At 63.5% G+C, this 17,247-nt stretch carries 16 protein-coding genes; 8 read left to right on the plus strand and 8 right to left on the minus strand.

Annotated features, from left to right (window positions below):
* Positions 1 to 103 precede the first annotated feature (103 nt).
* The 8 genes from PFZ56_RS18055 to speD form a co-directional block, all read right to left on the minus strand.
* A complete protein-coding gene (locus PFZ56_RS18055) occupies positions 104 to 571 on the minus strand; it encodes a hypothetical protein (RefSeq protein ID WP_110653514.1) in 468 nt (155 codons plus the stop codon).
* A complete protein-coding gene (locus tag PFZ56_RS18060; protein ID WP_170004453.1) occupies positions 564 to 974 on the minus strand; it encodes a GFA family protein in 411 nt (136 codons plus the stop codon). The genes PFZ56_RS18055 and PFZ56_RS18060 overlap by 8 nt, the downstream gene beginning before the upstream one ends.
* A complete protein-coding gene (locus PFZ56_RS18065; protein WP_110595810.1) occupies positions 974 to 1,495 on the minus strand; it encodes a hypothetical protein in 522 nt (173 codons plus the stop codon). Before PFZ56_RS18065 ends, PFZ56_RS18060 begins: the two co-directional genes overlap by 1 nt.
* Positions 1,492 to 2,013: a hypothetical protein gene (locus PFZ56_RS18070; protein ID WP_110595809.1), complete on the minus strand. Its 522-nt coding sequence runs from the start codon at positions 2,011 to 2,013 to the stop codon at positions 1,492 to 1,494. The genes PFZ56_RS18065 and PFZ56_RS18070 overlap by 4 nt, the downstream gene beginning before the upstream one ends.
* Positions 2,010 to 2,675 carry a hypothetical protein gene (locus PFZ56_RS18075; RefSeq protein ID WP_110595808.1) on the minus strand — a complete coding sequence of 222 codons (666 nt, stop codon included), beginning with the start codon at positions 2,673 to 2,675 and terminating at the stop codon, positions 2,010 to 2,012. Before PFZ56_RS18075 ends, PFZ56_RS18070 begins: the two co-directional genes overlap by 4 nt.
* Positions 2,676 to 2,844: 169 nt before the next feature.
* On the minus strand, positions 2,845 to 4,158 hold the full coding sequence (locus tag PFZ56_RS18080; protein ID WP_170004455.1) for an FAD-binding oxidoreductase: 1,314 nt from the start codon (positions 4,156 to 4,158) through the stop codon (positions 2,845 to 2,847).
* Between the two features lie 157 nt (positions 4,159 to 4,315).
* Positions 4,316 to 5,680, minus strand: a complete 1,365-nt coding sequence (locus tag PFZ56_RS18085; RefSeq protein WP_102879866.1) for a glutamine synthetase family protein — start codon at positions 5,678 to 5,680, stop codon at positions 4,316 to 4,318.
* Positions 5,681 to 6,374: 694 nt separating this feature from the next.
* On the minus strand, positions 6,375 to 6,809 hold the full coding sequence (gene speD, locus PFZ56_RS18090) for an adenosylmethionine decarboxylase (RefSeq protein ID WP_170004457.1): 435 nt from the start codon (positions 6,807 to 6,809) through the stop codon (positions 6,375 to 6,377).
* Positions 6,810 to 7,402: 593 nt separating this feature from the next.
* Here speD and PFZ56_RS18095 point away from each other — a divergent pair.
* From PFZ56_RS18095 to PFZ56_RS18130, 8 genes are all read left to right on the plus strand, one after another.
* The gene (locus tag PFZ56_RS18095; protein WP_170004459.1) at positions 7,403 to 8,902 is read left to right on the plus strand and encodes an alkaline phosphatase family protein; all 1,500 of its coding nucleotides are present in this window, start codon (positions 7,403 to 7,405) and stop codon (positions 8,900 to 8,902) included.
* On the plus strand, positions 8,902 to 10,716 hold the full coding sequence (locus PFZ56_RS18100; protein ID WP_170004461.1) for a B12-binding domain-containing radical SAM protein: 1,815 nt from the start codon (positions 8,902 to 8,904) through the stop codon (positions 10,714 to 10,716). Before PFZ56_RS18095 ends, PFZ56_RS18100 begins: the two co-directional genes overlap by 1 nt.
* Positions 10,717 to 10,719: 3 nt before the next feature.
* A complete protein-coding gene (locus PFZ56_RS18105; RefSeq protein ID WP_102864328.1) occupies positions 10,720 to 11,847 on the plus strand; it encodes a radical SAM protein in 1,128 nt (375 codons plus the stop codon).
* Positions 11,837 to 14,068 (plus strand): fatty acid--CoA ligase family protein, encoded by a 2,232-nt coding sequence (locus PFZ56_RS18110; RefSeq protein WP_170004774.1) that lies wholly within the window; start codon positions 11,837 to 11,839, stop codon positions 14,066 to 14,068. The genes PFZ56_RS18105 and PFZ56_RS18110 overlap by 11 nt, the downstream gene beginning before the upstream one ends.
* 3 nt (positions 14,069 to 14,071) lie before the next feature.
* The gene (locus tag PFZ56_RS18115) at positions 14,072 to 14,326 is read left to right on the plus strand and encodes an acyl carrier protein (protein WP_102879862.1); all 255 of its coding nucleotides are present in this window, start codon (positions 14,072 to 14,074) and stop codon (positions 14,324 to 14,326) included.
* 147 nt (positions 14,327 to 14,473) lie between these two features.
* Positions 14,474 to 15,772: a PLP-dependent aspartate aminotransferase family protein gene (locus PFZ56_RS18120; protein WP_102879861.1), complete on the plus strand. Its 1,299-nt coding sequence runs from the start codon at positions 14,474 to 14,476 to the stop codon at positions 15,770 to 15,772.
* Complete coding sequence (locus tag PFZ56_RS18125; RefSeq protein ID WP_123393220.1) at positions 15,769 to 16,839, plus strand: OsmC family protein; 1,071 nt, start codon at positions 15,769 to 15,771, stop codon at positions 16,837 to 16,839. Before PFZ56_RS18120 ends, PFZ56_RS18125 begins: the two co-directional genes overlap by 4 nt.
* Complete coding sequence (locus tag PFZ56_RS18130) at positions 16,833 to 17,243, plus strand: VOC family protein (RefSeq protein WP_102864333.1); 411 nt, start codon at positions 16,833 to 16,835, stop codon at positions 17,241 to 17,243. Before PFZ56_RS18125 ends, PFZ56_RS18130 begins: the two co-directional genes overlap by 7 nt.
* Positions 17,244 to 17,247: the final 4 nt, after the last annotated feature.

Genomic DNA, 17,247 nt, shown 5'->3' on the forward strand with positions numbered 1-17,247 from the left:
AGGCTGCGATCGGCTCCGCAGGAGACGCGGCGAGCTGAACGCCGCCAGAGGTCCGTCGGGAAATCGCCAGGCAAGGTCCTGTGGCCTTTGTCGACAGGGCCGGTCAATCCGGCCATTTCTTCAAGGCCACACGGCATTCTTCGGTCAGCTCCGGCATATGCTCCCGTACCTGCGGCCAACCCAATATCTCCAGTGCCTCGCGGGCGCCTTCTCGCAGCGGTCGCCATTGTGGGTGTTCGAAGCCATTGTCTTCCAGGGTCATTCCATAGGCCTCCCGGCACAGTGCTTCACAGCCGCTTAACAGTGCTTGCAAGCGCGACAGCAAATGCGGCGCCAGATACAGCGGAAAATGCTTCACAAAACCAGCGAGATAATCCAGATAGCCAGACCACAGATTGCACTCGGCACAGCAACCGACCTCCATCCGTTGTCGCTTGGCGTCCAGGGCGAGAAACTCCAGGGCCATGCCCAGTTCGCCCAACAGGATGATCCTTCGGTATTCGTCCTGGCCGTACCAGGTCCAGACGTTCGAGGCGAGGGGGGAGCTGCAGTGCGAAGGTGCTTCACTCATGCTGTCCGCCTTTATCCTGCGTTGTCGGCGCGGGCTGCCAGCCCTCGGGCCAGCGGTCGCTGAACGAATGGCTGGCCGGCATCAGGGCTGGGTCGCGGTTGTCATCGAAGCAGCCCAGCAGCAGGGCAAGGGTCGGCTCGTCATCGACAGCCCCCAGCGTGCTGCCGCATTCCCGGCAAAAGGCCCGGCTCGAATAGTCCGACGACCTGAAGGTCGCCGGTGCGCCGCCAGGGCCGGTCCAGGTCACCCGTTCCCGGGGGAACTCGACCCACGCCAGTGTCAGCGCGCCACTGTGGCGCTGGCACAGTTTGCACGAGCAGGTATGGGGATTGGCAGCAGGCCCCCGGGCCTCGAAGCGAATCTGCCCGCACAGGCAGCCGCCCCGGTACAGGCTGGCAGTCATCAGCGTGGGTTCTCCTGAGGAATCAAACGGTCCTTTTCCAAGTCATGCAGCAGTTCATCGAGCATCTCTCTGCGGCTTTCGACCTGCACTGGCGGAACATACCAGGCCGCTACACTATAGCCTTCACGACGGTAGTCGTAGGTCTTGAGCAGTTGGCCGTCCTTGAGCAGGCTGCCGCGCAAGTTGCTCTGGTAGGAGTAGGGCATGGGGAAGGTCAGCAGGGTGATGGCATTCAACGCGCCAAGCAGTCCGGCACTCTTGCCTCCAGGCTCGCTGATCAGGAGGCTGTAGCCGCTGCGACTGTAGCCACCATCGAGAAAGGAGAAGGCTCCGGTTTGACGCAGGGCGGCGATGGTTTCCCGTTGCTCCTGTTCGTCGAAGCGACTTTTCACCGGGCCCAGGTCCAGGGTCAGCGGTACATAGGGATGTTGACTGCGGTAGTCCAGCGGCGCCATTCGGGTGCCACAACCGGTGATGATCAGTGCGCTGCACAGCAGGGTGGTCAAACCTATGGGGTTCATTGGGCCTGACTCGCGGTTGGCAACAGTTGATCCTGACGCAGATCGCCAGCAAAGGCGCGGGCGATGCGCTGGATATTCTGCTCTTGCATTTCACCGCCCTGATCCAGCAGCCAGGTGTATTTATGCGTCAGGTTGCGATAGCTGTAGCGCTTGAGGAGCTTGCCCTCGTGCAGCAGGCTGATGTCGGTGTGGGTGTCGATGCCATTGGAGAGCGGCATCAGGAACAGAGTGGCGGCACTGAGGAAGATCAACGGCATTGGCGGCATGTCCCGCTCGGACTTGAATTGAATGCGGGCGCTGTAGTCGCCAGCTTGTCCGGCGCCGGTCTGGACATCTGCGAACACCCCGGTGGCACGCAAGGCGTTACGTAACTCAGCGGCGCGCAATGGGTCATCGACCATCACATGCAGGGGCATCAAATAGGCTTGGCCATCCGTCAGCGGACGGTCCGGCAAGGTGTCGGTTGCCGCGCAGCCCGCGAGCAGCAGAAGGGCGCAAAGGGTCAGGCAGGATTTCATGGATGAATCTCCGCAGTGGCGTTGGCTGGGCTGGTTTGCTTGTCGACGGGAAGGATGAAGGGCTTGGCCTTGTCCAGATCCAGCGGCATCCATTGCAGGTCCGGCAGCCCCGGCACCTGGCGCTGGGCAATCACTGCGTCACGGGGCATCTGATTGCTCCAGGCAAAGAAGCACTGGGTCACTTGGCTGCAGACCGAGCGAAACTCGCCGATGTAATACGCCTTGCCCGCCTCCAGGCGCAGCGGCAGTACGAACTCTTCGCGCGCTTCCTGGGATTGCAGGCGTGAGCCGAGCCCCGGGGTGTAGACCATGGACCAGAACTGGAAGTTGTAGAACTCGTAATCACCCGGTTTGAGCGGCATGACAAATACACTGCCGGCAGCGCGGGGTTCATGGATGTCCTCAGGCGTTGGCCGTGGGTCGCCCTCCCAGAGTGCCGCGGCGCCATTGATTGAGCCGCGCTTGCGAATCAGCAGGCGCAGGTTGGTGGCGGCACCGCCGCCGCCCAGGTACTGCGGGCCAATAGCGCCCACCAGATAGGTCGTGGGTTCGTTGGCTGCGGGTTGCAGAGGGGCGCTGACGATGGCGGCGGGTTGGCTGATGCAGCCAGAAACTATGCTGGTGGCCAGCAGCAAGGACGAAGCCTTGAGTACGCGGAACATGGGGAACCCTGAAAGTGACTTTGGACAAGGCGCGGGCAGGGTGCATGTATGTCTGTGCGTAAGCCCTCCCTGGCGCTGCTCATGAGCGGCGCCGATGGTACGGAATCGGTTGGGCTTTGGGTAGTTGCGGCCAGTGACAATTACCAGAGGGGGCCTATTGACCGAACCCTCAGCGCAGTTTCTCCAGCATCTGGTAGTACCACATGCCCGCCGCCAGCATCGGGTTGCCCAACTGGTCGCCAAAGGGCACGCGGATGTGTTGGCAGGCGGCGAAGGTGTCGTAGTGGCCGAGGTGGCCGGTCAGGGCTTCGGCCATGATCTCGCCCATGATGTGGCTGGTGGCCACGCCGTGCCCGGAGTAGCCCTGGCAGTACCAGACGTTGTCCGAGAGCTTGCCCAGTTGCGGGATGCGGTTGATCACGATGCCCATGGCGCAACTCCACTGGAAGTCGATGCCCACGCCCTTGATCGCCGGGAAGGTGCGTTCGATGCACGGGCGCAGTTCGCCGGCGATGTCTCGCGAGTCCTTGCCGCTGTAGTTGGCGCCGCCGCCGAACAGCAGGCGGCCGTCGGCGGTCATGCGGTAGTAGTCGAGGACGAAGCGGCAGTCGTAGACCGCCAGGTCCTCGGGGTTCAGGCGCTTGGCCAGGTCGCCCAACGGCTCGGTGGTGACGATGCCGCCCATGGCCGGGAAGATCTTGCCCTTGAGCTTCTTCGGCTCCAGCTTGTGGTAGACGTCGCCGGCCAGCAGCACTTGCTTGGCGTTGATCCGGCCTTGGGCGGTGATCACTGCCGGGTGTTCGCCGTGGACGATCTGCAGCACTTCGCTGTGCTCGAAAATCAGTGCCCCCAGGCTTTCGGCGGCCCGGGCTTCGCCGAGGCACAGATTCAGCGGGTGCAGGTGCAGGTTGCGGGTGTTCTTGATGGCGCCGTGGTAGAGGTCGCTTTCCAGCAGGCCGCGCACCTGGGCTCGGTCCAGCAGGCTGACTTCGTCGCCCATGCCGCGGCGCAGCGCTTCTTCATAGTCGGCGCGCAGGTCGGGCAGGTGGCTGGGCTTGTAGGCGGCGTGCAGGTGGCCGTGCTTGAGGTCGCAGGCGATGGCGTATTTCTCCACCCGTTGCTGGATGATCCGGTGCCCGCGCCAGCGCAGGTTCCAGATGAAATCGTCGACCTCGTCGCCCAGTTCGCGGCGCATCTGCTTGCGCATGGCCGCATCGCCGGAAAGGCTGCCGGTGACCTGGCCACCGTTGCGCCCGGTGGCGCCCCAGCCGATCTTGTGGCTTTCGACGATGGCGACTTTCAGGCCGCGCTCGGCCAATTCCACCGCGCTGGCAACGCCGGTGAAGCCGCCGCCGATGATCACCACATCCACCTGATGGCTGCCTTGCAGGGTCGGGTAGTGGGTTTCCTGATTCAGGGTGGCGCTGTAGTAGCTGGGGCAGCGCTCGGCTGCCGGGGTCCGCGGATCGAAGGCGGCTGTCATTGAAAAATCCTCGTGGAAAAAACAACCGGCTGCTGCGTGGGGGCAGCGGCCAGCGCTTCAGCAACTGTCGATGATCTGCCGGGCGCAGCTCAGGTCCGGCAAAGCGGTTTCAGGCCGCCTTGCCCATGAGTCCAGCACCGCAGATCGTTTCTGCGGCTCAGGCCTGGGTCAGGTACCAGCGCCAGTCCTGCTCGCCGACTTCGGCCATGAACTGGCGGTATTCGGCACGCTTGACCGCCAGGTACACGCCGAGGAACTCACGGCCCAGGGCGTCCCGGGCCCAGGCCGATTGCTCCAGGGCGATCAGCGAGGTCAGCCAGTCGGTGGGCAGCAGTTCGGTGGCCTGGGCGTAGCCATTGCCCTGCACTGGATCGCCCGGATCGAGCTGTTCGCGCAGGCCACGATGGACGCCGGCGAGGATCGCCGCCGCCGCGAGATAAGGGTTGGCGTCGGCGCCGCAGATGCGGTGTTCGATGTGCCGACTGTTGGCCGGGCCACCGGGCACCCGCAGGCTCACGGTGCGATTGTCGACGCCCCAGGTCGGCGCCAGGGGCGCGTAGCTGTTGGCCTGGAAGCGGCGGTAGGAGTTGGCGTTGGGGCAGAACAGCAGCAGCGATTCCAGCAGGGACGCGAGCATGCCGCCCACCGCCTGGCGCAGCAGCGGGGTGCCGGCCGGGTCCTCGGAGGCGAACAGGTTGCGGCCCGCAGCGTCGGCAATGCTCACGTGCATGTGCATGCCGGTGCCGGCCAGGTGGTCGAAGGGCTTGGCCATGAAGGTGGCCTGCATCCCGTGCTTGTGAGCCACGGCCTTGACCAGGCGCTTGTAGCGCACCGCCTGGTCCATGGCCTCCAGGGCATCGCCGTGTTCCAGGGTGATTTCCACCTGGCCCGGGGCGTACTCGGAGATCGCCGTGCGCGCCGGAATGCCTTGCAGTTTGCAGGCGGCGTAGAGATCGGCGAGGAACGGCTCGATCTGCTCCAGCTCGCGCAGACCGTAGACCTGGGTGCTGCGCGGACGACCGCCGTCGGCGTCCAGGGCCGGTTGCGGTCGGCCGTTGCCGTCACGCTTGGCGTCCAGCAGGTAGAACTCCAACTCGCAGGCCATCACCGGGTGGTAACCCTCGGCCTTGAGCCCGTCGATCACCTTGATCAGCAGGTGGCGCGGATCGGCGATGCTGGCGGGCATGCCCTCCTGCGGATGCATGCTGACTTGTACGGCGGCCGTGGGGATCTGCCGCCAGGGCAGGCGCACCAGGCTGCCGGCCAGCGGGTAGGCACGGCAGTCGATATCACCGACGTCCCACACCAGGCCGGAGTTCTCCACGTCGTCGCCGTTGAGGGTCAGGCCGAGGATGGTGCTGGGCAGGGGCCGGCCGCTTTCATACACCGCCAGCAGTTCTTCGCGGTGCAGCAGCTTGCCTCGGGGCACGCCGTTGGCGTCGAGGATGAACAGCTCGATCATGTCGATGTCGGGGTTGGCGGCCAGGAAGTCACGGGCTTCGTCGAGGGCGGCAAATTTCATCAGGGTTCTCGCTTGCGCCATTGGGGCGCGCAGGTTTTCAGGCCCTGCAACAACGCCGCGCACGGTGCGGTTGCAAGGGTAGAAATCAGGTCTGGGAGCGGCACGCGCAGGAGGGCGCGATCAGGCCAGAAGCGAGTGATCCGGAGGACGTGAGGAGTGGCGCAGACGGGAGCGGCACAGGGCCATGGGCAGGTTGACCAGGAGTTTCATGGGCAGGGCCTGTCCAGCAAGTACAAGCCGATGACGGCGGCGCGGTCCTCATGGACCTCATGGGGCGTGGCGGGGAGCGAGCGGGGCAGCGAGAACCCAGCGTCGACGTCAGCACCGCGGCCACTGTGCAGGGGCGCGGGAGCTGATCTGTCGAATCCGTGAAACGGGCTCAGGGGGTACATCGCCGGGTGATCTCGCTGTCGAGTTCGTTGTAGTTATTGGTTATGGGAACCGGGCGCTGCTGGGGCAGAGCAATGGAGCCGTTGTCCCAGGGCGGATCAATACTGCAAGAATCCGTCCGCCAATGTAAGGGGGGTAAACGGCTCCAGTCCCCTGGCGGGTGCCCTGCACCCACGGGGAGAGGTGCGAGCTAGAGCGGTGCTTTCTGGTTGCCAGAAGTGTCTGATTTTTTTTACAGAGCCCCAGCAGACACCGGGCAACTTCCACGCAGCATCACCGAGTATCAAGGCTCTTCGTACAAAGCCTAGGGATCGACCGACTCTGCCTGGTGCCGTACCACCGGCGCTGCATGGCTGGCTGGCAGGTTAGGGGATGCTTGCGTCGCTCCCCGCTCAACGATCTTCATCGCCCGTACATCGCAGCCCAGGTTCGAACAGATGTAGTCGAATGCCTTGACCGGGTCGCAGGTTGTGCCGCAGGTAAAGATGTCGAGAAACAGCGCGCCATGCTCGGGGTAGGTGTGGAAGGAGGCATGGGACTCCTCCAGCATCACCAGGACCGTTGCGCCTTGTGGCTCGAAGCGTTTTGTCAGCGTGCCACAGACCGTCGCGCCGGCTTCGGCGGAAGCGGCACACAGCAGTTGGGTCAAGGCATCCAGGTCATTGAGCTTTTCGGGGGCGATCTGATAGAGCTCGCCCAGCGTGTGCCTGCCAAAAAAAGCATTGGCGTTCGGGTTCATAGGACTTCCCTGTTTCGACACCAGTACGGATGGCGCGGGTCGGTGAGTGACAGGCTGCGCAGGCCTGATTGCAGGCGCCGATGATGGGATAGCCGGTACTCGATTTCCAGGCAAATTGCCGGCGGGTTATTTGAGTATGTAAGAGGTTGATACCAATTGTTTCGCAGGCCCTGGCGGAGCGATCAGCACCTGGCGCGCAGGCCCCCGAAGCAAAGCGGCGCACGGCACCGGCAATGATTCATGGGCCTTGATCAACTCACTCATCGGTTCAGCTATCGCCATCGGCAGGCGTCGCCGTGCTGTCCGGGGGCGAATCTGTTCCTTTATTAGTTGCTGGAAATATCGATTCATACTCGGATTGATTTTGTTACAAGTCTGAAATTATTTTCGGAGTTCTTTGTTTGATGTCGGTGTTAGCTTGTTTTCGCTGCTGTTCCGGCTGTGCCTGGTAGTTGTGAGTCTCTAACTTTATCGGTTGGTTTTCGAATGGCGTCGCAATAGCGCTTCTTATACGTCGCTGCTGTTTGAAATGTTGTTCTGCAATGTTGATGAAAGTTTATCTGGTTGAACTTTAGTGTCGGAGGTGGGTGATCATGGAAGATCAGAAGTTGAAGTTGTTGGTCTTCGGTATCGACGGGGCGTCCCATGCTGTCCTCCAGCAACTGATGGCTCGGGGATTGCTGCCGAACTTCAGCGCACTGCGCCGGCGCGCCTCCCACGGGGTACTGCAATCGACCTTCCCACCGCACACGGCACCGGGCTGGGCCTCCATGTTTACCGGGGTTTCTCCGGGTGAACACGGGATCTACCAGTTCTGGTCGACCCAGTCTGCGGACTATCGTTTCCGGGCAATGAACGCTGCCGACTATGGGCGTGAACCCTGCTGGCTGACCCTGGAACGCCAGGGGCTGAAAGTCGGTGCCTACAACATCCCCATGACTCATCCGCCGGCAGATCTTCAGGGCGGCTATATGATCAGCTGGCCATTGGCCAAAACCCTGAGATATACCTCGCCCGCCAACTTGATGCATGAGTTGATGCAGGCGGGACTGCACTATCATTCAGACATTGTCACTATGTATCGCGGTCAGGAAGACTACTGTGAGCAGGCGCGAAAGTTTATCAAGGGACGTGCCGATACTTGCTGTTTTCTGCAGCGGACCCGACCAGTGGATGCACTGTTTGTAGTCTTCACCGAAGTTGATCGTGTCAGTCACTATTATTGGGGCGATCACTCGGCGCCAAGTTCAGTAGTGGAACAGTGTTATATCGATATCGATCAGGCGCTGGGCACGGTATTGACCCTGGCCGATGACGACACCCTGGTGGTGGTGGCTTCCGACCATGGCTTTGGCCTGTGTGAAGCGGACTTCAGCGTGCACGAGTTCCTCGAACAACAGGGCCTGCTGGCGACCCGCTATGAACTCCAGGACTCGGGCGCCGAGGCCTCCCACGACGACCCGGGGGCGCGTTCCTGGTTCGACGCCCCCGGAAGCTACCGACGTGTGGTGGATTGGTCGCGCACCGAGTTCTACATGCCCACCCCTGGCTGCTTCGGTGTCAATGCCAATCTGATGGGGCGCGAGGCCCAGGGGGGGCTGCGCGCCGAGCAGTTGCCGGAGGCCGAAGCGCGTTTGCAGCAAGCCCTGGCGCAGGTGCTCGACGAACAGGGGCGCCCCTGGTTCACGCTGGTCAAGGCCGATCAGGTGTATGCCGGCGCACGCCTGCAGGACGCTCCCGACTACCTGCTGATCCCCAGGGATTTCAGCGTCATGCCGACGCCGGCACTCACCGGCCGGGTCTGGAGCACACCGGCCCAGCGTGGCGTGCATCGGCCCGACGGCATCGTGTTTATCCGTGGCTCGACCTTTCCCGAGAACGCCGCGCTGCAAGCGCGGATCGAAGACATCTACCCGACGATCCTGGCCCATCTGGGGCTGCCGGTCCCTGAAGGGCTGGAAGGCCACTGGTTGCTGGAACCGGCCCACGAGCCGCAGCGCGAGCCCGGCCGCAAAGGCTGTGGCGGGCAACGAATGAGTGAAGAAGAACAGCGCTTCATGGACAGCCAATTACAACAAATTGGGTATTTTTAATGGAAACCGTGCAGTTCACCAACGCCGCCGACGGGTTGATTCGGCTCGCCAACCTGGCTGAGCCGATCGATGCGCCACCGACCAATCCGCTGCATTCCACTGTCGACTTCCGCAAGCCGCAGCCGATGCGCGTGTGCTTTCCGGTGTTGCTCGATGGCGACCTGGTGATGAGTTCCGAACACCTGGGCGTCAGTTACCTGGTGTCGATCCTGCGGGACCTGGGAGCCGAGTGCCAGGTGGTCGAGGTCAAGTCGATCCAGCACGGCGACGAGATTGCCATTGCTGAAGTGGTGGCCTTCAAGCCCGACCTCATTGGTTTCTCCCTGACCACGGTCACCGTCAGTCATGCCACCGCTTTCGGTTCGGCATTGCGTGCGGCCCTGCCCGAGCAGGTGGCGTTTCTGGCTGGTGGCCCGCTGGCCACCTTCCTGGGCTCCAAGTTGCTGAGCAACCCCAACTGGAGCTTCCTTGACGCCCTGGTGCGCGGTGAGGGCGACGTGCCGCTGGTGCGCTACGTCGAGGCCTTCTGGGATCACGGCGACTACGCCCGGGTGCCGAGCCTGAGCTGGCGCGAGGAGGGCGGGTTCGTCATCGACAACCCCATTGGCAAGCCGGTGCCGGAGCTGGACATGCTGCCTGAGCCGGCGCGGGATCAGTTCGAGCTCAACAGCGGCAAGCTGCCCTACCTGCGCCTGGCCACCACCCGTGGCTGCACTGCGCGCTGCACCTTCTGCAACGCGCCTCACGCCGGCAACAAGATCAACCCCGGCAAGCTCTGGCGGGCCAGGACCCCGGACAATATCGTCGATGAAATCGAGCGGCTTTATCACAAGTACAACTTCAACACCTTCGACTTCGTCGACTCGACCTTCGAAGACCCGGGCGGTGCGCCGTTCGCCAAGCAGCGGATTGCCGACATCGCCCAGGGCGTGCTCGATCGTGGGCTGAAGATCTATTACAACTGCTGCATGCAGGCCAAGAACTGGCACCCCGAAGACCAGCCGCTGCTGGACCTGCTGTACCGCTCCGGCCTGGAGAAGGTGCTGATCGGCATCGAGTCGGGTTCACAGATCGGCCTGGACCGCTGGAAGAAGAAGTCCACGGTCGAGGACAACAAGCGGGCCATCGAGCTGGTGCGTGGTGCCGGCATCTACGTGGCCTTCGGATTCATTGCCTATCACCCCTGGTCGACCTTCCAGGAGATCCGTGACAACAACCTCTTCCTGCGCGAATACATGGGCTACAACCTGCGCCGCTACACCGTGCGCCTGGAGCTCTATCCCGGGGCGGAGGCGGTCGAGACCCTGCGCGCCGAGGGCAAGCTGCATGACGACTTTGATGTGTCGCTCAATGCCCTGAGCTACGACTTCGAAGACCCGCGAGTGCGTCAGTTGTCGACCATCAGTGCCTTGCTCTACGGCGAGAAGTACGCCTCGGAAATGGTCATCGAAAAGGAACCGGCGGTGTTCGAGTTCGAGACCTACGACATTGTCATGCACACCTTCATGTCGCGCTTGCGGCGTGCGGTGCTCGGCGACGCCCGGGGCATGGCGATTCTCGAAGCCGGCGAAGCCAAGGCCGCCGAATTGCGCCGGCTCATGAGCGATTTCAACTATGCGCTGATTTCCGAGATGACCGACCTGGCCGAGCAGGGGACCCTCGACGAGGCCTATGCCCATGAACGGCGACCCCAGGTCGAGCAGTTCTACCGGGTCAAGCTCGGCGAGCTGCGCCAGGTCCAGTTGGGAATCAGCATGCAACTCCACCGCGCCGGGCTGAGCCTGCGCGACATCCAGTTCAGCAAAGGGGCTTGAGCCATGACGAACGCCGAACCGGTGAACTTTCTCGGTCACAGCCAGTTGCTGGGCAATGACCTGGTCATCAACGAGGACTCCTGCAACCTGGGGTGCACCTACTGCCTGACCGGGCAGAGCAACATGAAGTCGTCCCACGAAGGCAAGCTGATCTTCCAGCCGCCGGTGCACGACGTCTACAGCCAAGACAGTGACCTGGGCCGGCGTCTGCAGACCATCGTCGAGCGGGTCAATCGCACCTTCAAGCCACCGCTGCTGAAACTCACCGGCGGCGAGATTTTCATCATCAAGGGCATCATGAGCTTCATCGAGAGCATGTCGCCCCTGCATGAAGTGCTGATCGTACAGACCAACGGCCTGCCGTTGACCCGGGACAAAGTGCGGCGCCTGGCCCAACTGGGCAATGTCGTGGTGCAGATTTCACTCGACAGCAGCAACTATCAGGGCAACAGCTATCGGGTCCTGTCGCCACGCATCCACGAGATGATCATGGAGCGTATCGCGATGGTCCTGGAGGCCGGCCTGCCGCTGGAAATCTACGGCGTGCTCAATGACCGCAGTGCGCCGTATCTGCGCGAGTTCGTGGAGTGGTGCTCCGGGTTTGCAGACAACCCGCCGCAGCTGTTTCCGTTCCCCGTCCGCGGCCCGGACAGCGAGAAGTTCAAGGTGCGCCCCGAGCAGTATCCGTTCATCGACGCGTTGTTCGAGCTGCGCGAGCGTTACCCGCAGATCCTGCCACCCAAGGCCTACCTGGACCGCCTCAGTTCGTTCTATCACCAGGGGCGGCGCACCTGGCGCTGTCACCTGCCGCGCCTGGTGCTGTCGACCTTCAGCGACGGCGTGGCCACGCCCTGTCCGAACATCTGGTTCCACAACATGGGCAACGTGCTGGAACAGGACTGGAACAAGGCTCTGGCGCCGGTGAACCGCTCACCGTTCTATCAGTTGCTGCTGGCTGAACGACCACGGCTGGATGCCTGCAAGGGGTGCTTCACGCCCTGGGACACCCTGAGCCTGTATTTCGAAGACGCTATCAGCCTGGACGAGTTGTGCCGTGCGCCTTCCTACGCGCCCCAGGCCGTCAGGAACCTGCTCGAACAAGCCAAGGAAGCGTATCAACATGGCGCCTGAGTCACGGACCGATGACCGCTGGTTTGCCCAACTGAGCGCGGGGCCGGTACTGGCTTCGCTGCCGGCAACCCGGCGCAGTGAGTGGGCCCGGCAGCTTGGTGAACTGGCCAGCAGCGGCCAGCAGCGCCTGCTGCTGGTGTTCGACAGTACGCTTGAGCATGCCGCGCTGTTGCTGGTGCTGCTGGAGCAGGGCTTGTCGCCGCTGCTGGTGGCCAGCGATGCCAAGCCCCAGGAACTGCAGCGCTATGCCGCCCAGGGGGCGATCAGCCACAGCGTCCATCTGGAGCAGGGCGAACTGCGGGTGACATCGCTTGAGCCTGGCGCTGCGCTGCCTGGCGATCCGGCAGTGCAGCCACACCGGCGTGGCATCTATCTGCTGACGTCGGGCACCACGGGGGAACCCTCGCTGGTTTTTCGCGACCTGCACAGCTGGCGCGACGAAGGCTTGCGCTATTGCCGGCTGTTGCAACTGAGCCACGAGGACCGGGTACTGTTCATTGCCCCGGTGTATCACGCCTATGCACTGGGCTGGTTGTGGGGCGCGTTGCTGGCCGGGTCCCAGGTGGAAATCTGCAAGCCCACGGAACTGGGGGCGGCGCTGCAGGCGCTGCGTCTGCGCGCCAGCCATTGCGTGGTCACGCCGATGCTGGCGACCCTGATGGCCCAGCGGGTTGGCCAGGGTGAGCGTCCGCCCCAGCTCAAGGTGGTGATGTCCGGCGCCGGCCCGGTGGACGGACAGCTCGACCAGCAGTTCCAGCAGGCCTTCGGCATCGGACTGTCGCGCAACTATGGCAGTACCGAAAGCGGTGCCGTGTTTGCCGGCGTCGCGCCATTGCCGCCGTTGTCCATCGGCTTTCCCATGCCGGGGATCGAAGTCGTGGAGCCGGCGGCGGGTCAGCCGTTTGCCCTCAAGGTGCGACTGGAGGATGGCCGCCTTTACGACACCGGCGACATCGCCGAACAGAGTCCGGCCGGCTACAGCATTGTCGGTCGTGAAAGCAGTGCGATCCGTCGGGGCGAACGCTGGATTTCGCCGTTTGAGATTGAATCGGTACTGACCAGCCACCCCGACGTACTGGATTGCTCGGTGCGGGCAGTGAAGTCGGCCCGGGCAGGCAACGACCATATTTTCGCCTTCGTGGTCTGGAGTGCCGAGCGGCCCTGGAACCCGGGACTGCTGCGCGAATACTGTCAGGCGAACCTGGCGTCGGCCAAGGTCCCCGACCGCTTCGAGCGCACGGCATTGATTGCTCGTAGCAGTAATGGCAAGCCGCTGCTCAGTCGCCGCTACCGCCCGGCTGCCAGCCGGGTATTGCTCGACGCGGCCCACGCTTACAAGCGTTCGCAATTGCTGTTGGCATTGTGGGATTGCGGCGCCTTGCAACTCAGTGCCCAGGGCTTGAGCGTCGATCAGATTGCCCAGCGTACCGGGCTGCATGCGCAGACTCTGGCGGTGGCCTTCGACACCGCCCAGGCCAACGGATTGGTGCAGGAAGCCGCAGGCGCCGAGGCGCATGCGCAGGACCTTGAGGCCCTGGCTCCGGTGCTCGATCTGGAAGCCTTCAACAACCGCCACTGGAACCGCCTGGACGAGTTGCTGGCGGTGCTGCATGACGGCCTCGACCGGCGCGCTTTCGAGCAGAGTCCCAAGCATCCGCAATTGCTTCGGCGCTACCAGCGCGCAGTGTCCGGGGCGGACAAGCAACTGGCCGCGCAACTGACCTGGCGTAAGGCCTTGCTCCACACGACGGGCGCCATTCGCCTGCTCGATGTCTGTGCCACCGGCGCGGTGTACACCCAGGCGTTGCTCGGTCGCCGACGCCTTGACTGCAACGCCAGCCGGATCGTGCCACTGGGGGGGCTCAACCCTGTGGCGGCGGATATTCCGGTGCACAGCCGGGAGACATTGGCCGAGCTCGATGAGTGCCAGTTCGACGTCATCGTGCTCGACAACACCTTGCACCAGCCCAGCGTAGCCCAGGCCCTGCCTGCCTTGCTGGAGCGCCTGGGGGCAGGTGGCCGGCTGATCATTGACGAGATTTTCTTTTGCGACACGGCCTCGGCAGCTGTCGGCGTGGATTGGCTGACCCATGGCGGCTGCCAGTACCCGAGGCAGGACGAGGTGGTTGCGGCGCTGGCGCGCCTGGGGTTCGTCGGCGAGCAAATCTGGCGCCGCGAATCGATGATTTATCAATGCACGATGTTATTCAGCAGGAGCTAGAAAATGACCGATACCGACCGCTTGATCAAAGTGTTCTCCAGCACCGTGGGCCGTGAGCTGAGCCGCGAAGACCTTTCGGGGGGCGACCTGATCGGCACCCTGGGCCTGAACTCGATCGACGCCTTGCAGTTGCTGATCCAGGTGGAAACCGAGTTCGGCTTTTCCATCGAGGACAACGAGCTGTCCATTGAACTGGTCAACTCGCTGGAGCGCCTGGAAGCCTTCGTCGCCGACAAGACCCAGGCCCGGGTCGTCTGAGGACGATGACGGCATGTGTCTCTTTGCCAACGTCGGCCGCGCGCTTTGCAGTGCGCGCCGACCTGGGCGGCCCGGCGCCCGCCGGGCCGCCCGGAAGAACCGAACGACGAGGGAATTCGTGTGAACGATGCAAAAAAGACTGAGGCAATGTTTGCCAATCGTCCCGGCACCGATGCCCAGTTGCCCTGGCTCAACCAGCTCAACCGCCAGCGTCTGGCCGGGCCGGCGATGGAGAACAATCGCTGGCTGACCGAAGGCGAGGCCCCGGCGACACTCTGCGTGCACGCCGGCACCTACGAGGACCCGGTGACCGGGGCCGTGGGCACGCCGATATTTCCCAGCACCACCTTTCGCTTCAGCCAGTCCACCTACGAGTCGTTCCTGGAAGGCTACGTGCGTGACATTCCCACCTACAGCCGCTACGGCAACCCGGGGCAGTGGTCGGTGCAGTTGAAGGTGGCGGCCATGGAGGGGGCGCAAAGTGCCTTGGTTCTGTCATCGGGCATGGCGGCGATCGCCTCGACCCTGTTCGCCCTGACCAACCGCAATGGCCACATCATCTCTTCCTACGATCTCTACGGTGGCAGCTACAGCCTGCTGCACGCCGACATCAGCCAGGCCGGGCGCTCGGTGAGCTATGTCGACCCGCTGGATCTGCAGGCGATTCGCCGGGCGATCCGCCCGCAGACCCAGATCATGTTTTTCGAGCTGCTGTCCAACCCGCTGATGAAGGCCATCGATCTGCTGGCCATCGCTGCCTTGTGCAAGCAGGAGAACATTCTCCTGGTGGTGGACAACACCTTCCTTTCACCCATCAGTTGCCGTCCCCTGGAGTGGGGGGCCGATATCGTCATCCACTCGGCGACCAAGTACCTCAACGGGCACAGTGACGCCACCTGTGGCGCGGTTGCGGGCAGTCGCAAGCTGGTGGACCGGGTCTGGGCACAGCTGTTGCGCTTTGGCGGTAACCTGGACCCCTTCGTGTGCTTCCTTCTGGAACGGGGCATGAAGACCCTGGCGGTGCGCATGCAGGCTCATGCCGCAGGGGCCCGGCAGGTGACGCGTTTTCTCGAACGCCATCCGCAGGTGACCGCGGTGCATTCGGTCTACGCCGAGGAGTATGCCCACCCCCATCTGTACCAGTACGCCGCCCAGGCCACCTGCGGCATGCTCGGTTTTGAGCTGCGGGGCGGCGATCCGGCGGCCCTGCAACTGCTGGAACACCTCAAGCTGATCACCTGTGCCACCAGCCTGGGCGGTGTCGAGTCCCTGGTGAGCCTGCCGTTCAACACCTCCCACAGCGGCCTGACTCGCGAGCAGCAGAAAAAGATCGGGCTCAACCCCGGGCTGGTCCGGCTGTCGGTGGGAATCGAGGACCCTGATGACCTGTGTGCCGATCTCGAGCAGGCGTTGCGTCAGGTCTACCAAGGAAGGAGTCAGCCATGAGAAACGGAATGAACATCTCGGGCTTCAGTGAGATTGTCCACGAGATCCAGCAAGAGCCGGCCCAGGCGATCTTCCGTTACGCCGCCTATGCGCACTGTTCGCCGGCCGGCGGCATGCTGGCCGGCGTGGCTCCGGCCTTGATCGGCCTGTTGCGCGCGCCGCGGCATTTCGAAGTACCGATCCGCCCCAGCCCGGCGTTGCAATGCCAGGGGCTGCTGGACCCGGCCTGGCCCCAGGAATTGGCCCTGGCGGCGCTCTCCGGCTGTTTCCTGGTGTCCGCGGTGTCGGGATTTTCCGCGCGACGGACCACGGTCGATCATCTGTCCATGACCACCAGCGCGATCCTGCAGGAAGCGGCCGCTGCTGCTCCCCAGGTGCGCTACGAGATCCGTTCGGGCACCGACAAGAAGATCAGCGAAGCCCTGGAAGTGATCGAGGCGGTGAAGAGCCACAGTCCCAATCACCAGACTTTCGTCCAGCCCCTGGGGCTTTCGGCACGCCTGGTGGATGCCGAGGGCGCTGGTCCCTGGCACAGGTTTTGCGCCTTCGAGCAGGCGCCCGCGGATACTGCGGCGGTCCAGACCAAGACCCAGGCCCTGTCCCTGGATTGCCAGTGGCTCTATGGCACTCAACTGCGGGCGGACTTCGTCCACCAGGACCCTCAGGACCTGCGCAGCTTTCCTATCGACCAGCCCAAGCAGCTGGCCGGTATCGACTGGGGCCCCAACCCCCAGGAATACCTGCTGATGGCGATTGCCGCCGATGTCCTGGCGCAGCTCAACCGTCGCCAGCAGTTGCCGGGTGCGGTGCACCTGGACGTGCGGGCCATGGTGGACATCCGCGGCATGTGTGAAGTGGCGCCGACCCCGGTTCACCTGCAGGACATCGAGCTTGAACTGCAAGTCGAAGGCTGGCCGGCCGCCCAGTTGGCGACGCTGATGCAACAGCTGGCGGCGAGCATCGAGGCCTCGGTGGTGTGTGCCCTGATTCGCCATCGGGTGGGTTTCGAGTTCCAGGTCGGTGCCCGGCCGCTGTCCGAGGATGCCCGCGAGTGCCAGCCATGCTGAATCAATCGACCCTGTGTTTCGCCACCCTGGCGGTTCCCGACCTGGCGGCTGCCGAAGCCTTCTATGTGCAGGTCCTGGGTCTGCAGGTCAGCCGGCGCTTTGCCCCGACCCGCTGGATCAGCCTGGATGTGGACGAGCAGGGCGGTGCCGGACTCGGCCTGATCGAAGACCCGCTGATGGCCCGACCGTCGCCGGCCAGCATGCTTGACCTGATGGTGCCTGAGCTGGATGCGCTGGTTGCCCGGATGCCACCGCAGGTGACCCTTGTCGAGGCGCCAGGGCCGACCCTGTGGGGCAGTTACAAGGCGGTGATCGAGGACCCGTTCGGCAACCGCCTGGGCCTGGTCCAGTGCAGCCCGCAGGCCGCTGTCCGGGATACCGGGCAGCCGGGAAAGAACGAGTAAGGAG

The sequence above is a fragment of the Pseudomonas danubii genome (genome assembly GCF_042980055.1).
Classification (GTDB): domain Bacteria; phylum Pseudomonadota; class Gammaproteobacteria; order Pseudomonadales; family Pseudomonadaceae; genus Aquipseudomonas; species Aquipseudomonas danubii.

Coding starts and splice junctions, on each gene's coding strand:
- PFZ56_RS18055 (WP_110653514.1), bottom strand. CDS start 571: ATGAGTGAAGCACCTTCGCACTGCAGCTCCCCCCTCGCCTCGAACGTC.
- PFZ56_RS18060 (WP_170004453.1), bottom strand. CDS start 974: ATGACTGCCAGCCTGTACCGGGGCGGCTGCCTGTGCGGGCAGATTCGC.
- PFZ56_RS18065 (WP_110595810.1), bottom strand. CDS start 1,495: ATGAACCCCATAGGTTTGACCACCCTGCTGTGCAGCGCACTGATCATC.
- PFZ56_RS18070 (WP_110595809.1), bottom strand. CDS start 2,013: ATGAAATCCTGCCTGACCCTTTGCGCCCTTCTGCTGCTCGCGGGCTGC.
- PFZ56_RS18075 (WP_110595808.1), bottom strand. CDS start 2,675: ATGTTCCGCGTACTCAAGGCTTCGTCCTTGCTGCTGGCCACCAGCATA.
- PFZ56_RS18080 (WP_170004455.1), bottom strand. CDS start 4,158: ATGACAGCCGCCTTCGATCCGCGGACCCCGGCAGCCGAGCGCTGCCCC.
- PFZ56_RS18085 (WP_102879866.1), bottom strand. CDS start 5,680: ATGAAATTTGCCGCCCTCGACGAAGCCCGTGACTTCCTGGCCGCCAAC.
- speD (WP_170004457.1), bottom strand. CDS start 6,809: ATGAACCCGAACGCCAATGCTTTTTTTGGCAGGCACACGCTGGGCGAG.
- PFZ56_RS18095 (WP_170004459.1), top strand. CDS start 7,403: ATGGAAGATCAGAAGTTGAAGTTGTTGGTCTTCGGTATCGACGGGGCG.
- PFZ56_RS18100 (WP_170004461.1), top strand. CDS start 8,902: ATGGAAACCGTGCAGTTCACCAACGCCGCCGACGGGTTGATTCGGCTC.
- PFZ56_RS18105 (WP_102864328.1), top strand. CDS start 10,720: ATGACGAACGCCGAACCGGTGAACTTTCTCGGTCACAGCCAGTTGCTG.
- PFZ56_RS18110 (WP_170004774.1), top strand. CDS start 11,837: ATGGCGCCTGAGTCACGGACCGATGACCGCTGGTTTGCCCAACTGAGC.
- PFZ56_RS18115 (WP_102879862.1), top strand. CDS start 14,072: ATGACCGATACCGACCGCTTGATCAAAGTGTTCTCCAGCACCGTGGGC.
- PFZ56_RS18120 (WP_102879861.1), top strand. CDS start 14,474: ATGTTTGCCAATCGTCCCGGCACCGATGCCCAGTTGCCCTGGCTCAAC.
- PFZ56_RS18125 (WP_123393220.1), top strand. CDS start 15,769: ATGAGAAACGGAATGAACATCTCGGGCTTCAGTGAGATTGTCCACGAG.
- PFZ56_RS18130 (WP_102864333.1), top strand. CDS start 16,833: ATGCTGAATCAATCGACCCTGTGTTTCGCCACCCTGGCGGTTCCCGAC.